The sequence below is a fragment of the Myxococcus sp. AM010 genome, assembly GCF_013372585.1.
Classification (GTDB): Bacteria; Myxococcota; Myxococcia; order Myxococcales; family Myxococcaceae; genus Myxococcus; species Myxococcus vastator.
Genome location: NZ_JABXEO010000083.1, coordinates 22523 through 37600, shown reverse-complemented (window position 1 = coordinate 37600; position 15078 = coordinate 22523). Strand labels below are relative to the sequence as shown.

The window sequence follows — 15078 nt, the reverse complement described above, 5'->3', positions numbered from 1 at the left end:
CCGCCCCCACCCCCATGGCCCTCAAGTGGTGCGCCACCTGGTTGGCCCTCGCCTCAAGCTCCCGGTACGTCAGCCGCTCCGTCTCGAACGCCACCGCCACCGCGTCCGGCGTCCGCTCCACCTGCGCTTCGATGAGCTCCGTCAGCGTGCCGGACGGAGGCGCTTCGACGCGGGGATTCCAGCCGTGGAGCGCGTGCTGCCGCTCGGCATCGCTCATCAACGGCAGGGTGGTCAGCGGCGCATCCGGCGCCTCCACCATTCCGCGAATCACGTGCTCCAGGTGGCTCAGGAGCCGGTCCGCCGTCTCCGCGTCGAACAGGTCCGCGGAGTACTTGCAGCCAATCAGCAGGCCCTCGGGGCGGTGCGTCGCCTCGAAGGTCATGTCCAGCTCGGCGGTGTGGTTGTCCACCAGGGACACGTCGAGCGTCAGCCCCCCCCGGACGGACAGCGCGCGCGGCAGCTCGTAGTCGTCGAGGATGAAGCCCACGTTGTACAGCTCGCGGCGCTCCGCCCCGGGCTGTTGCACGGCCGCGAGGATCTGCTCGAACGGCACGTACCCATGCGCGAGCGCGCCCAGCATCCGCGACTTCACCTCGGCGAGCATGTCCGCGGACGTCGCGGCATCCGGCAGGCGGACCCGCAGCGGGATGAAGTTGGTGCAGTCGCCCATCAGCTCGCGAGTGCCCGCCGCGTCTCGACCGGAGATGACGGTGCCCACGACGAAGTCGCTCTGACCGCTCCAGCGGTGCAGCACCGTGGCCAGCGCGGACATCACGCCCATGAACGGCGTGGTGCCCTGACGCCGGCCCAGGGTATGCAACCTGGCCATGAGGGACGCGGGCAGCAGCCGCAGGCGACGGGCACCGTGGACGGACAACCGCTGCGGCCGGGGCCGGTCGGTGGGCAGCGCCAGCAACTGGGGCGCGCCGGCCAGGGTCTCCTTCCACCACGACAGCTCCGTGGTGAGCACATCCGGCGTGAAGTACGCGCGCTGCCACGCGGCGAAGTCGCCGTACTGGAACTCCGGCTCCGCCAACGGCGACGGCCGCCCCTCCACGAACGCGCCATAGAGCGCCGCCAGCTCGCGCATGAACAGCGCGACGGACGTGCCGTCCACCACCAGGTGGTGCAGGACGGTCAGCAGGACGTGGTCCTCCGGCCCGAAGCGCAGCAATGAGCACCGCACCAGCGGGCCCGCCTCCAGGTCCATGGGGCGTTGCGCATCAAGCACCGCCTGGGCTTCGAGCGTCGCCTGCCGCGCGTCACCGCTCACGCCCGTGAAGTCCAGGCACGGCAGGGAGCTGGGGCCCGGCGCCTGCACGCGCTGAAGCAGCGCGCCGTCGCGGGACGCGAAGCGGGTGCGCAGCACCTCATGCCGGCGCAGCACCTCCGAAAGGGCCCGCTCCAGCGTCGCCACGTCCAGCGTCCCACGCAGCGTCAGCGCCACCGGAATCTGGTTCGACGTCCAGGACGGATCCAACTGGAGCAGGTACCACAGCCGCTCCTGCGTGAACGACGCGGGCGTGGACGCCGCGCCGTCAGGACGGCGCTGGAGCGGCGGCAGCCGTCGGCCCGTGCCCTCCGCGGACACGGACTCCGCCAGCGACCGCAGACTCAGGTCCTGCAACAGCGCGGCGATGGAGACGCGCACGCCCAGCCGCTTCTCCACGCGGCCCTGGAGGTCGGCGGCCCCCAGCGAGTCCAGGCCCAGCAACGTCAGCGGCGTGCTGGCGTCCTGTCCAACAGCCTCTGCGCCGAGCACCGCCACCAGCTCCTCACGCAGCGCCGTCTCCAGTGCCTCCTGGGAGCGCGCGGGCTGGATGGCCGGAGCCGGCTCGGGAGCGGGGAGGGACGCGGGCCCCGAGATGACACCCGTCCCGCTGCGCCACACGATGGGCAGCTCGCCGGACACCAGGGCGGCACGGCATGCGAAGCGCTGGATCTTCCCGCTCGACGTCTTCATCACCGAGCCGGGCGGCAGCAGCGCCAGCGTGTGCGGCTGGACCTGGAGCTCCGCGACAATGGCCTTGCGCAGCGTGTCCGCCACGGCGCCCAGCGCGGCCGGGTCCGAGCCCTCCGCCAAATCTCGCGACACCTCCGCGACCACCGCCAGGGCCTCGCCCTCCGGTGTCTCGATGGCGAACGCCGCGATGCAGCCCGGACGCACCTTTCGGTGGGCCCGCTCCACGATGCTCTCCACGTCCTGCGGATACAGGTTCCGGCCCCGCAGGATGATGAGGTCCTTGCGCCGGCCGGTGACGATGAGCTGCCCGTCCTCCAGCAGCAGCCCCAGGTCGCCCGTGCGCAGGTACTTCGGCCCGGCCTCCGCGCCCACCGGGACGGCCTGGAAGATGTCCACGCTGGTCTCGGGCTTGCGCCAGTAGCCCTGCGCGACGCTTCCACCGGAGACCCAGATTTCGCCCACCTGGCCCGGCGCCCGTGGCATGCGCGACTCCGGGTCCACGATGAGCAGCCGCTGCTCGGCCAGCGTGGCACCGCAGCCGATATGGGTCCTCGAGCCTTCGGAGCCGGGCTCAGCGCGGACCGCTTGCCCACGGCCCAGCGCGGCGTCTTGCAGGACGTGCACCCGCGGGACGCGGCCCTTCTCCTCACCCGTGACGATGAGCGTGCCTTCGGCCAGGCCGTAGCAGGGGTAGAAGGCCTCGCGGCGGAACCCGCTGGGCGCGAACACCTCCGCGAAGCGATCCAGCGTCGCGGCGCGAATGGGCTCCGCGCCGCAGAAGGCCACGTCCCACGCCCGCAGGTCCAGCGCCTGGATGTCCTCGGGCGTGGCCCGCCGCGCGCACAGCTCGAAGGCGAAGTTGGGTCCACCGCTGACGGTGCCGCCATACCGGGATACGGCCTCCAGCCAGCGCATGGGCCGCTGGAGGAAGGACATGGGGGACATGAGCGTCACGGGGAAGCCCGCGAACAGCGGCTGGAGGATGCCGCCGATGAGGCCCATGTCGTGGTACGGCGGCAGCCAGATGACACCCGAGCTGCGCGGCCCCGTCTGGAAGGCGCCGGCGATCAGCCCCAGGTTGTGAAGCAGGTTCGCGTGGCTGAGCATCACCCCCTTGGGCGTGCCCGTGGAGCCGGACGTGTACTGGAGGAACGCCAGCGTCTCCGGGCTCACCCGCGGCTCAACCCACGACGACTCACCGCCCGCGGGCAGGTCATCCGTTGACAGCCACTTCAGCGCCCGGAAGTCCGGCGCCTGTTCGAAGACGAAGTCCGCGAGCGAGAGGATGCCGGACGTGGTGAGCACCACCGTGGCCTCGGCGTCCTGGATGATGGCGCGAAGGCGGGGCAGGGTGCGCTCCAGCCGCACCGGGTCCGGCGGATAGGCGGGCACCGCCACCGCGCCCGCATAGAGGCAGCCGAAGAAGCCCGCGACGTAGTCCAACCCCGGCGGATACAGCAGCAACACGCGCTGGCCCTGCGCGCCCTGGGCCTGCAACAACGCGCCGATGCGCGCCGCCTGCGCGTGCAGCTCCCTCGCGCTCAGCGAGGCTTCCTCCGCTTCTGCGTCGCCGAGAAAAACGTACTGTTTCCGGTGCGCCGTCTCGCCAAAGGCGCGTTGGACCAGGACTTCGAGGAGGGTTCGCGGTGTCTCATGCATGGGAGCGCGCTCGTCTGTCCGGAAGGAAGCGAGGCGCTACATAGCAGGCAAATCCGACCCTCTAGGGGCTGGCTAGACTCACCGGAAATTTCCCGGAATCACGCATGACGCGGAGTGCGAACAAGGTACGCGGAGCGCGTCTTCAGGCTCTTCCGAACAACCCCTTGAGCCACCTCATGAAGCCCTTCTGCTTGGGGGCAGCAGTCACGCTGACTGCAGGCATCGCGGACACCGGGGCCAACGAAGGTGGCCGGGCGGGGACCAGGCGCGGGGCCGACGAGGCGCCGCTCGTGGACATGGGCACCTTCACCGGAGCGGACGGCCCCGTGGCCGTGGCCCCCGCGTGCCCCACGCTCCGTGCCGCGGCTGCCGGGCCAGGCGCGGGCGGCGACTCCGGTTCGGGCTGCGCCAGCCGCGCCTTCACGGCCTCCGGGGTGTCGCGCGTGGTGAAGGTGCTCGTCACCTCGCGGCCCGAGGAGGCCTCACGCGCGGTGACCTTCAACAGCGACTCGTTGCTGACCTCGAAGGTGACGCTCACCTGCACCGCGCCACGCGGGAGCTTCGGCAGGCCCTCCAGCTTCAACGTGCCCAGGTACTCGTTGTCCGCGGCCTTGTCGGAGTCGCCCTGGAACACCGTGAGCTCCAGCTCTGTCTGACCGTCGCGGTGCGTGGCCAGGGTGTAGCTCTTGGTGGACGGCAGCGACGTGTTGCGCTCCATCACCGCCTTGAAGCGGCCACCGGGCAGGCCCACGCCAATGGCCATGGGCAGCACGTCGATGAGCACCACGCCTTCCAACTGCCCCAGGCTGTGCGCCAGCAGCGCCGCGCCCAGCGCCACGGCCTCGTCCGGGTGCACGCCCTTGCTGGGCGGCTTGCCGAAGAGCTTCGTGATCTTCTCATGCACCAGCGGGAAGCGGCTCTGCCCACCCACGAGGATGACCTCGTCGATGTCCTGCGGCGCCACCTTCTTCGCCCGCAGGACGTCCTCGCAGACCTGGAGGGTGCGATTGACCAACCCCTCCGTCAGCTCCACCAGCTTCTGCCGCGAGAGCATGACGTCCAGGTCGCACGGCTTGTCGTCGATCATCGTCACGAACGCGACGTGCACCCGCACCTCCGAGCGCTCCGACAGCGCGCACTTGGCGCGCTCGGCCGCGTCGTTGATGCGCTGCAGGGCCACCCGGTCCCCTTGGAAGGCGCGGCCGGTGGCCTTCTGGAACTCGTCCAGGAGGTACGTGACGATGGCGTTGTCGAAGTCGATGCCGCCCAGGAAGGTGTCGCCGCCGGTGGAGATGACCTCGTAGACGTTGTCGTTCAGCTCCAGCACCGACGCGTCGAAGGTGCCACCGCCCAGGTCGTACACCAGCACGCGCTGGTTCAGCTCGCGCCCGTAGCCATAGGCCAGCGCCGCCGACGTGGGCTCGTTGAGGATGCGCTCGATGTACAGGCCCGCCAGCTTCCCGGCCTCGCGCACCGCCTGGCGCTGGTTGTCGTTGTAGTAGGCGGGGACGGTGACGACCGCGCGGGACACCGGGTGGCCCAGCTGGTTCTGCGCGACCTCGCGGACCTCCCGGAGGATGAGCGCGGAGATCTGCTGCAGCGTGTAGACGTGCTCGCCCAGCTTCACGCCCGCGTCGCCATTCTCACTGGCGGCGATCTCATAGTGGAAGCGGTCCTTGAGCTGCTCCACCACGGGCGACGCGAAGGGGCGGCCCACCATCCGCTTGGCGCCGTACACCGTCTGGCGCGGGTTGGTGAGCATCTGCCCCTTCGCGGGGTGGCCCACCACCAGCTTGCCGCGCGTGTTCACGGCGATGATGGAGGGCACCGTGTTGTGGCCCTCCCGGCTGGGCAGCACGCCCGGCTTGCCGTTGCGGACGAAGGCCGCGCACGAGTTCGTCGTCCCCAGGTCAATGCCGATGACGACGCCCGCGCGCTTGGGCTCCTCCGAGCTGAGGCCCAACGCCGCGTTGGCCATCATCTGTGGCGGCGCGGCAGCCGCGACGGGCGCCGGTGCGACGGGCTCGGCGGAGAGGGCGACCGGCGCATGCTCCGTGGAGGGTGGGACCGTGTAGTCCGCCGGCCCCACGTTGGGAGGAACCGGGGGGACCTCCGACTGGGCGTGGGGCAGGGTGACGACCAGCGAATCGAGGAACCGCCGGGTGGGCGCATCCGCGTTCAGGAAGCGCAGGCCCATGCCGAGCACGCCCTGGCCGCCCTGACCTGTGACGTAGTGAACGACGGCCGCCGCGTGGATGATGCGCTCCCCGCCCGCCAGCTTGAGATCCAAGGTGACGGCCGTCCCCGGGGGCTTCACCGCGCGTGCGCGCAGATAGATGCCACCCCGGGTCACATTCGGGCCGTACTTCGCCAGGAACTCCTCGAGCGTCGCGAAGGGCAGCTTCACGACGAGCCCGACCGCACCCTGATTCGAATCCGTCAATGCCCGGTTCCTGAGACGAGAGGGGATACTGGGTTGCGATTATCGCCCGAACTCCGAGGGAACGGGCGTCAAATCAGCGCCCTTCTCCGTTGCGCCGGGGCAGCGTACCTCGTATGGAACCGCACCCGCGGGCTGTGGTGCCCCGCGGGCACCTGCCCACGGGAGCGCCGCTCATGCTCAACCCTGATATCCGGCTCGCCCTCACCTTCGACGACGTCCTGCTGGTCCCGGCCGAGAGCTCGGTCGTCCCCAAGGACGTCGATCTGACGACCCGGCTCACCCGCAACCTCCGTCTCAACATCCCCCTCCTGTCGGCGGCCATGGACACCGTCACGGAGTCCCGGACCGCCATCGCCATGGCCCAGGAGGGCGGGATTGGCGTCATCCACAAGAACATGACGCCCGAGCAGCAGGCGCTCGAGGTCCTCAAGGTCAAGAAGTTCGAAAGCGGCATGGTGGTGGACCCCGTCACCATCGAACCGGAGGCCCCGCTGGGCCGCGCGCTGGAGCTGATGCGCCTCCACGGCGTGTCAGGCATCCCGGTGGTGAAGGGCCAGCGGCTGGTGGGCATCGTCACCAGCCGCGACGTGCGCTTCGAGACCAACTTCACCCAGAAGGTGGAGGCGATGATGACGCGCGAGCTCGTCACCGGCCGCGAGGGCATCACGCAGGAAGATGCGCAGAAGCTGCTGCACACGCACCGCATCGAGAAGCTGCTCGTCGTCAACGAGGCCTTCGAGCTCAAGGGCCTCATCACCATCAAGGACATCGAGAAGCGCCGCACGCACCCCAACGCGGCCAAGGACGGCAAGGGGCGCCTGCTGTGCGCCGCCGCCGTGGGCGTGTCCGCGGACCGCGAGGCCCGCGTGGAGGCGCTCATCAAGGCCGGCGTGGACGTCATCGTCGTGGACACCGCGCACGGCCACTCCACCGCGGTGCTGGACGGCGTGCGCGACACCCGGAAGAACTTCCAGGGCTTCGACCTCATCGCCGGCAACGTCGCCACCGCCGAGGCCACCCGCGCGCTCATCCAGGCCGGCGTGGACGCGGTGAAGGTGGGCATCGGCCCCGGCTCCATCTGCACCACCCGCGTGGTGGCCGGCGTGGGCGTGCCCCAGGTGACGGCCGTGGATGACTGCGTCCGCGAGGCCCAGAAGCACGACGTGCCCGTCATCTCCGACGGCGGCATCAAGTACTCGGGCGACATCGTCAAGGCGCTGGCGGCGGGCGCCAACACGGTGATGATCGGCTCGCTCTTCGCCGGCACCGAGGAGTCTCCGGGCGACGTCATCCTGTACCAGGGCCGCAGCTACAAGAGCTACCGCGGCATGGGCAGCCTGGGCGCCATGAAGCAGGGCGCCAAGGACCGCTACTTCCAGGCGGACGTGGAGGCCGTGAAGCTGGTGCCCGAGGGCATCGAGGGCCGCGTGCCGTACAAGGGCACCCTGGCGATGAACGTCCACCAGATGCTGGGCGGCATCCGCAGCGGCATGGGCTACGTGGGCTGCCGCAGCATCGACGAGCTGCGCACCCAGGCCACCTTCGTCCGCATCACGTCCGCCGGGCTCAAGGAGAGCCACGTGCACGACGTCATCATCACCGAGGAAGCGCCGAACTACCGCGTCGAGTAGTCCGGAGGGCGCCAGGGGAGGGCGGTGGCCCGTCCTCCCCGCGCCGCGCCCCGGGGCCATGAAAAAAGGGCCCGCGCCTGCTGGCGGGGCCCGGGTGTCCAGCCAGCAAGGGCCAGCAGCGACCTACCGGCCGCGCTTGCGGCCACCGCTTGACGCGGGGGCGGGCTCATCGGCGGGGGTGGACGGGGCCACGCGCTTCGCCGCGGCGTTCACCTGGTTGAGCAGCGTGTCCTTGTCGTCCGGCTCCAGCGTCTCAATGGCCTGACGCAGGGTGTTGAAGTCGAGCCGGGCGATGGTGACGGTGTTGCCGCCCTTGATCTCCTGGACGGTGGGCACGCCCACCAGCTCCCGCATGTAGGTCTCGAACTCCACCCGGACGTCGGCCGTCTGCTGGATGCAGGTGTCCTTGGCGTTGACCAGGTGCTGCGTGCCCTCGCGGTAGCTCAGGTCCGGGTTGCGGTTCATCGCATCCTCGAACGTGGCGGTCCGCTTGCGGAGGGAGGAGTACAGCTCGATGTAGTCCACCAGCCGGTCCGTCTCCGGCCGGTTCACATTGCGCGCCTTGATGAGCGCCTCGGTGGCGTCCTCACAGGAGATCTTCTCGAGCTCGGCGGCGCCCGGCGTCTCCTTCGCGGAGAGATTCTGGGTTTCGCGGTCCAGCCGCTCATCCGAGGAGATCTCCTTCACGCATCCGGAGGCGGACAGCAGGAGTAGGGTCGCAGCAGCGGTAGGGGCGGACAGGCGGCGGAGCATCCAGGCCTCGAACAATTGAAGGTACTTGGGCGTTGTATTCCGGAAGTTTGTAGCGATAAGGGCCCCCAGCCGTCAACGACGCCCCTCTTGGAGACCCCCAGGTGGACCTGCACGCCGAAAAAATCCTGATCCTCGATTTCGGGAGCCAGTACACCCAGCTCATCGCCCGGCGCGTCCGCGAGCTGGGCGTCTACTGCGAAATCCACCGCCCGGACCTCCCGGCGGAGGACATCCGAAAATACGCTCCCCGCGGCATCATCCTCTCTGGCGGGCCGGCGTCCGTGGAGGCCCCGGATGCCCCCCGGTGCGACCCCTTCGTCTTCGAAGCCGGCGTCCCCGTGCTGGGCATCTGCTACGGCCTCCAGCTCACCGCCAAGCTGCTGGGCGGCAAGATTGACCGGAGCGCCCACCGCGAGTTCGGCAACGCGGAGGTGGAGGTGCTGGCCCGCCGGGGCCCCTTCGCCGAGTTCACCCCCGGGGACAAGGTCCAGGTCTGGATGAGCCATGGGGACCGGGTGCAGGAGCTGCCCCCGGGCTTCGAGGCCATTGGCCGCAGCGGCAATTCGCCCTTCGCCGCCACCGCCCACGCGACGAAGCCCTGGTTCGGGCTCCAGTTCCACCCGGAGGTGGTCCACACGCCGCAGGGCAAGGCCATGCTGCGCGCCTTCGTCTTCAACGAGTGCAAGGTCAGCGGCTCGTGGACGATGAAGGGCTTCATCGACGAGGCCGTGGGCACCATCCGCCGCCAGGTGGGTGAGCACGGCCGGGTCATCTGCGCGCTGTCCGGCGGCGTGGACAGCTCCGTGGCCGCGCTGCTGCTGCACCGGGCCATTGGCCCCCGGCTCCAGTGCATCTTCGTGGACAACGGGGTGCTCCGTCAGGACGAGCGAGCCCAGGTGGAGGCGCTCTTCGTGGACCGCTTCCACGTCCCGCTGAAGACGGTGGATGCCCGCCAGCGCTTCCTGGACAAGCTGGCCGGGGTGACGGACCCGGAGAAGAAGCGGAAGATCATCGGCCGCGAGTTCATCGCCGTGTTCGAGGAGGCCTCGCGCGACGTGCAGGACGCGGAGTTCCTGGCCCAGGGCACGCTGTACCCGGACGTCATCGAGTCCGTGTCGTACAAGGGCCCCTCCGTCACCATCAAGAGCCACCACAACGTGGGCGGCCTGCCGGAGACGATGAAGCTCAAGCTGGTGGAGCCGCTGCGCGAGCTCTTCAAGGACGAGGTCCGCGCCCTGGGCCGCGAGCTGGGGCTGCCGGATGAGATGGTGTCCCGCCAGCCATTCCCCGGCCCCGGCCTGGCCATCCGCGTGCTGGGGGAAGTCACCGAGCAGCGCCTGGAGCTGGTGCGGCGCGCGGACGCCATCGTCCAGGAGGAGATCCGCGCCGCCGGCCTCTACAAGGAAGTGTGGCAGGCCTTCGCGGTGCTGCTGCCGGTGCAGAGCGTGGGCGTCATGGGCGACGAGCGCACCTACGAGTCCACCTGCGTGCTGCGCGCCGTCACCAGCGTGGACGGCATGACGGCGGACTGGGCCCGGCTGCCGTTCGCCGTGCTGGAGCGCATCTCCACGCGCATCACCAACGAGGTGCGCGGCATCAACCGCGTCGCCTACGACATCTCGTCCAAGCCTCCCGCGACGATTGAGTGGGAGTAGGGCGGCTGCCCGGTGCGGGTGCCGGGCAGCCTCTTCGTGTTTCAGGGGCCCTGGCCGACCGCGCCGGGGCCCCCTGCTTCGCCCGGAGGCATCACCCCGCCGGGCTGGCCTTCACGGGCGGGATCTTGGTGCTGCCGGGACGCAGCTCCTCGAGCAGCCGCGTGGCGCCGTAGATCTTCGTCAGCGACTCGATGATGGCCTGGCTGTGGACGCTGACCGAGCGGTTGACGCTCTCGTCGAAGCCGTACTCGCCGCCCAGGGACTGGATGTTGCCGTCGAACACGATTCCGACGATCTCCGCGTCCTTGTTGATGACGGGCGAGCCGGAGTTGCCACCGATGATGTCGTTGGTGGAGACGAAGTTCATCGGCGTGGTGCCGTCCAGCGCCTTCTCGTTCTTCAGCCAGGACTTCGGCAGCGCGAAGGGCTCCTCACCCGTGGCGTGCGCGAAGGTGCCCGCCATCTGGGTGATGGGGCTGACCTGCTTGCCATTCTCCGAGTAGCCCTTCACCGCGCCGTAGGACAGGCGCAGGCTGAACGTCGCGTCCGGGTACTGGTTGGTGCCGTAGATCTCGAACTTGGCCTTGGCCACCAGCTCGCTGTTCTTGCGGAGGACGGACTCGACGTTCTCCTCGAACGTCTTGCGCACGGCCCGCATGTCCGGGTCCAGCGCGACGGCCAGCTGGATCATCGGGTCCTTGGACGCCGCGATGGCCGCCTTGCCGCCCTTGTGGAGCGCCTGGCGGGCCTTCACGTCGCGCAGCTTCGTGCCCTTCACCAGCCGGGCGGCCAGCTTCTCCGGGGACTCCTTGCCCAGCACCTTCTTCACGAAGGGGTGGTCGGAGCCCAGCTCCTCGCGCATCTTGGTGAGGCTGAACGTCAGGCGGGCAATCTCCAGCTCCGGGTAGATGGGCGCCGGGCTGAACAGCTGGGCCTCCAGCGCCGGGACGTTGGCCTGGTTGAACTCACGCAGGCGCTCGCCGTTCGCCTTCGGCAGCTCCTCGGCGCCGCGCACCAGCGTGCGGGCCACCTGGAACAGCGAGGAGGACAGGCCGCCGCCGTGCTCCATGAACGTCAGGTCCTTGCGGATGTTGCGCAGCTCCGTCTGGGCCTTGGCGATCTCATCCCAGGCCGCGCCGTACTTCTTCTTCATCTCCGGGTTGGCGTTGACCTTCTTGCGCAGCTCCTGCTCGGCGGCGACCTTCTGCGCGAAGAACGTCTTGTCCAGCAGGGCCTCGTGACGGCCCTTCATCGCCTTCACCGCGTTCTCCACGCCGAACAGCATGTTGGTGGAGATGCGGCGCTGCTCGGCGCCACGGCGGCCGAACTCCGTCAGCATGCCGCGCATCTCCGAGAGCATCATCAGCGTCTTGGGGAGCTGCACGTCGCGGTGGAACTCCAGCTCCGCGACGGTGAGGCCACGCGAGGTGCGGCCCGGGTGGCCGGAGATGAAGGTCAGCTCGCCTTCCTTCGCGCCCTTGTCGGACCACTTGAAGAAGTTGTTCGTCGTCGCCGGCTTGCCGTCCTCGTAGACGCGCAGGAACGTCACGTCGAGGTCGTAGCGGGGGAACTCGAAGTTGTCCGGGTCGCCGCCGAAGAACGCGATGGCGTGCTCGGGCGCCATCACCAGGCGGACGTCCTGGAAGCGCTTGTACTCGTAGAGGTTGTACTGGCCGCCCTGGTACAGGGTGACGACGTCACAGCGCGCCTTGGCGTTGCCCGCGGAGCAGGCCTGCTCCAGCTCGGACATCTTCGCCTTCAGGGTGTCGGCGTACTGCTTGCCCGTCAGCCCCTGGGTGGCCTTGTTCAGCGTCTCCGTGACGTCGGTGATCTTGACCAGCTGGTTGATCTCCATCGCCGGGCACTGGGTCTCCTCGCGCTGCGTCTTCGCGTAGAAGCCGTTGGCGATGTAGTCCTTCTTCGCCGTGGAGAGCTGGCTGATACAGCCGCGCGCGCAGTGGTGATTCGTCATCACCAGGCCGTTGCCGGACACGAAGCTGGCCGAACATCCGCCCGCCAGGCGCGCCGAGGACAGGCGCACGTTGTCCAGCCACTGCTGGGAAGGCTCGAAGCCGTACTTCTCCTTCACCTTCGCGGAGGGAAAGTTGTTGTAGGTCCACATGCCCTCGTCGGCCATCGCGGGAGCCGCGCCGAGGAGGGTGGCAATCACGAACAAGCGCTTCATGAAACGGTCCTTTCCAGGGCCATGGGTGTCGCGGTTCTGCGGGAAGCTCCTGGCTGGGTCAAGCCAGTAAAAAGCGGGGAAGATTTCCCGTGGAACCCAACATACGAGCAGGCTTCTGATTCCCGCCCCCTGGGGTTGGACTCCGAGGAGAAACCCCATTAACGCGACATGTCATCCAGACACGTTCCATGGCTGGGATTCGCGCATCCCACGCCTGGGACGCGCTCGGCCGGCTGTCATTCCTTCCGGAGCGCTTGAAGCGGGTCCATCCGCGTCGCCCGCCGGGCCGGAACCCAGCAGGCGAGCAACGCCACGGCCGCGAGCAGCGCCGCCACGGTCCCGAAGGTCCAGGGGTCTCGCGCGCTGACGCCGTGAAGCTGGCTCGCGAGCACCTGGGACAGGGCCAGCGCCGCCCCAAGTCCCACCCCCAGGCCCACCGCGGTCATCCCCGCGCCCTGGCCCAGGACGAGCCGGAGCACGTCCGCGGGCCGGGCGCCGAGCGCCATCCGGACGCCCAGCTCCCGCGTGCGCTGGGAGACCCGGAGCGAGACGACCCCATAGAGGCCGTAGGCGGCGAGCAGGACGGCGAGGAATGCAAAGCCGCCGAGCAGCCCCAGGACGAGCCTGCGCATCGCCAGGGACTGCGAGATGACCTGGTCCAAGGTGAGCGCCCGATAGACGGGCACGGTGCCATCCACGCGGCGGATGGCCTCCCGGATGGCTGGCAGCAACGTCTCCGGCGGCACCGAGGTGCGCGTCACCAGGACGAGCCCGTCATCGCCCCAGGGCCTGCCATGGGGGACGTGGAACTCGGCGAGGGGTTCGCGCTCCAGCCCCGCCTGGCGGACATCACCCACGACGCCGACGATGGTGTACGACGTCGCCCCGATGAGGAGCCGCTGGCCCAGGGCGCCTCCCGCCGGAAAGTGCCGACCGACCAGGGCTTCGTTGACGATGACCACGCCGGGCTGGTCTGGCGCGGCGTCCAGGGACGTGAAATCGCGCCCCTGGCGCAGAGGGATGCCCATGGCGGCGAAGTAGCCCGGACTGGACGCACGGCGCTCGGCGCGGGGTTCGTCGCCGGGCGCTGGCAGAGTGGCGCCTTCGACCTGATACCGGGCGTTGTTCCAGGCCCGTTGGATGGGGAGCACGGACGTCATGCCCGCCGCGGTGACGCCCGGGAGCGCGCGAACCGCCTCCAGCACGGGCTCCAAGAGCCGTCCCGGCAGCTCCGCGTCCAGGCCGCCCTCATTGAAGAACCGGTCGTCTGGGATGGACAGATGCAGCGTGAGCACCTGGCCGGGGACCAGTCCGGAGGAAGTCCCCAGCAGGTGCAGGAAGCCGCGTCCGAGCAGGCCCGCGCCGACGAGCAGCACCAGCGATAGGGCGATCTCCACGACCACCAGCGAGGCCCCCAGGCGACGGCCGAAGCCCGGCACCGTGCCGCCATCACCCGCGGCGGCGAGCCCGCCACGGATGTCCAGCCGGGAGACCTGGAGGGCCGGAAGCAGCCCGAAGGCCAGGCCGCTGACGCTGGTGATTCCGAAGAGGAACAGGAAGGCCGTGCCGTCCAGCGCGATGTCTTGACGCCGGGGCAGGCGCTCCGGAGCCAGGGCCAGCAGCGCGTCCAGTCCCCAGCGCGCCAGCAATGCGGCCAGCGCGCCGCCCAGCAGCGCCAACAGGAGGCTTTCGACCAGGAGCTGCTGGACGACCCGGGCCCGGCCGGCCCCCAGCGCCAGACGAACGGCCAGCTCGCGCCGCCGGGTGCCCGCACGGGCCAGCAGCAGATTCGCGACGTTCGTACACGCGATGAGGAGCACCAGCGCGACGGCACCGAACAGGACCTGGAGCGGCGCACGCCAGGACTGTGTCTGGCTTTCGTCGAGCGGGATGACGCGGGCGCTCCGATCCCGGTGGGATTCCGCCTGGGCCGACGCGGAGTCCGCGGCGACTTGCTTCAACTGAGCCTCGGCGGAGGCCAGCGAAACACCTGGCGCCAGCCGGGCCCGGAGGGTCAGCACCGTGGACCGGGTCCGGGCGGCGGCGTCCGGCGGCGCCACCAGGGGCAGCCAGACGTCCGTGGACGCATCGAAAGAGGCCGGCATCACGCCGATGACGGTGTGGGCCAGGCCGTCCAGGCTCACGGAACGGCCGAGGACAGCCGGGTCAGCGCCGAAACGGGCTCGCCAGAGACGCTCGCCGAGGACCGCGACCGGGGCCTGGCCGGGCAGGTCCTCGTCGGAGGCGAAAGTCCGGCCCAGCAAGGGCGGCACGCCATGAACCGTGAAGAAATCTGCCGTTCCGCGAAGGGCCTGGAGGCGCTCAGGCGCCTCCGAGTCCTGGAGCGTGACGCCGCCGCCCGTGAACGCCGCCATGTGGGCGAAGGCCGGGCTGTGTTGGCGCCAGGCCCAGAACGTCGGCCAGGACACCGGGCCGCCATAGCCCTGGGGGCGCACCTCGACGAGGCTGACCAGCCGCTCGGGCTCCGCGTACGGCAGCGGCCGGAGGAGGACCCCGTGGACCACGCTGAAGATGACGGCGTTGGCGCCAATGCCCAGCGCCAGGCACAGCACGGCGGCCGCGACGAAGCCGGGGGAACGGCGGAACGTGCGGAGCGCGAAGCGAACATCCGCGGCGAGCGAATCGATGAAGGTCATGGCGGGCGTCAGGGGCGGAGAGCTTGCCGGAAGCGACTGCAATCGACGGACCCGAAACCGGCCCGGACGGCCCAGAAACCAGGGCGGGGAACGGCCTGAATCGACCCCAGGTTCCGCGCCCACTTAGTTTAC

Annotated in this window: 7 protein-coding genes; 2 read left to right on the top strand and 5 right to left on the bottom strand. The window is 69.8% G+C overall.

Annotation, left to right across the window (positions count from 1 at the left end; all coding sequences use genetic code 11):
- Both HV826_RS29415 and HV826_RS29410 read right to left on the bottom strand, forming a co-directional pair.
- The coding region (locus HV826_RS29415; RefSeq protein WP_176420374.1) for a condensation domain-containing protein at window positions 1–3622 on the bottom strand (3622 nt) is incomplete at its 3' end.
- A gap of 142 nt (window positions 3623–3764) precedes the next feature.
- The gene (locus tag HV826_RS29410) at window positions 3765–6065 is read right to left on the bottom strand and encodes a TIGR02266 family protein (RefSeq protein WP_176420373.1); all 2301 of its coding nucleotides are present in this window, start codon (window positions 6063–6065) and stop codon (window positions 3765–3767) included.
- A gap of 173 nt (window positions 6066–6238) precedes the next feature.
- On the opposite strand from HV826_RS29410, the gene guaB reads away from it, so the two are divergent.
- A complete protein-coding gene (gene guaB / locus HV826_RS29405) occupies window positions 6239–7696 on the top strand; it encodes an IMP dehydrogenase (protein ID WP_176420372.1) in 1458 nt (485 codons plus the stop codon).
- Window positions 7697–7819: 123 nt separating this feature from the next.
- Here guaB and HV826_RS29400 read toward each other — a convergent pair whose 3' ends face one another.
- A complete protein-coding gene (locus HV826_RS29400) occupies window positions 7820–8464 on the bottom strand; it encodes a hypothetical protein (RefSeq protein ID WP_176420370.1) in 645 nt (214 codons plus the stop codon).
- 86 nt (window positions 8465–8550) lie between these two features.
- Between HV826_RS29400 and guaA the strand changes: the two genes are divergently transcribed.
- Window positions 8551–10104, top strand: coding sequence for a glutamine-hydrolyzing GMP synthase (gene guaA, locus HV826_RS29395; protein WP_176420368.1), 1554 nt, complete (start codon window positions 8551–8553; stop codon window positions 10102–10104).
- A gap of 91 nt (window positions 10105–10195) precedes the next feature.
- On the opposite strand, the gene HV826_RS29390 is transcribed toward guaA, so the two are convergent.
- Complete coding sequence (locus HV826_RS29390; protein ID WP_176420366.1) at window positions 10196–12289, bottom strand: S46 family peptidase; 2094 nt, start codon at window positions 12287–12289, stop codon at window positions 10196–10198.
- 236 nt (window positions 12290–12525) lie between these two features.
- The gene (locus tag HV826_RS29385) at window positions 12526–14946 is read right to left on the bottom strand and encodes an ABC transporter permease (protein WP_176420364.1); all 2421 of its coding nucleotides are present in this window, start codon (window positions 14944–14946) and stop codon (window positions 12526–12528) included.
- Between the last annotated feature and the right edge of the window lie 132 nt (window positions 14947–15078).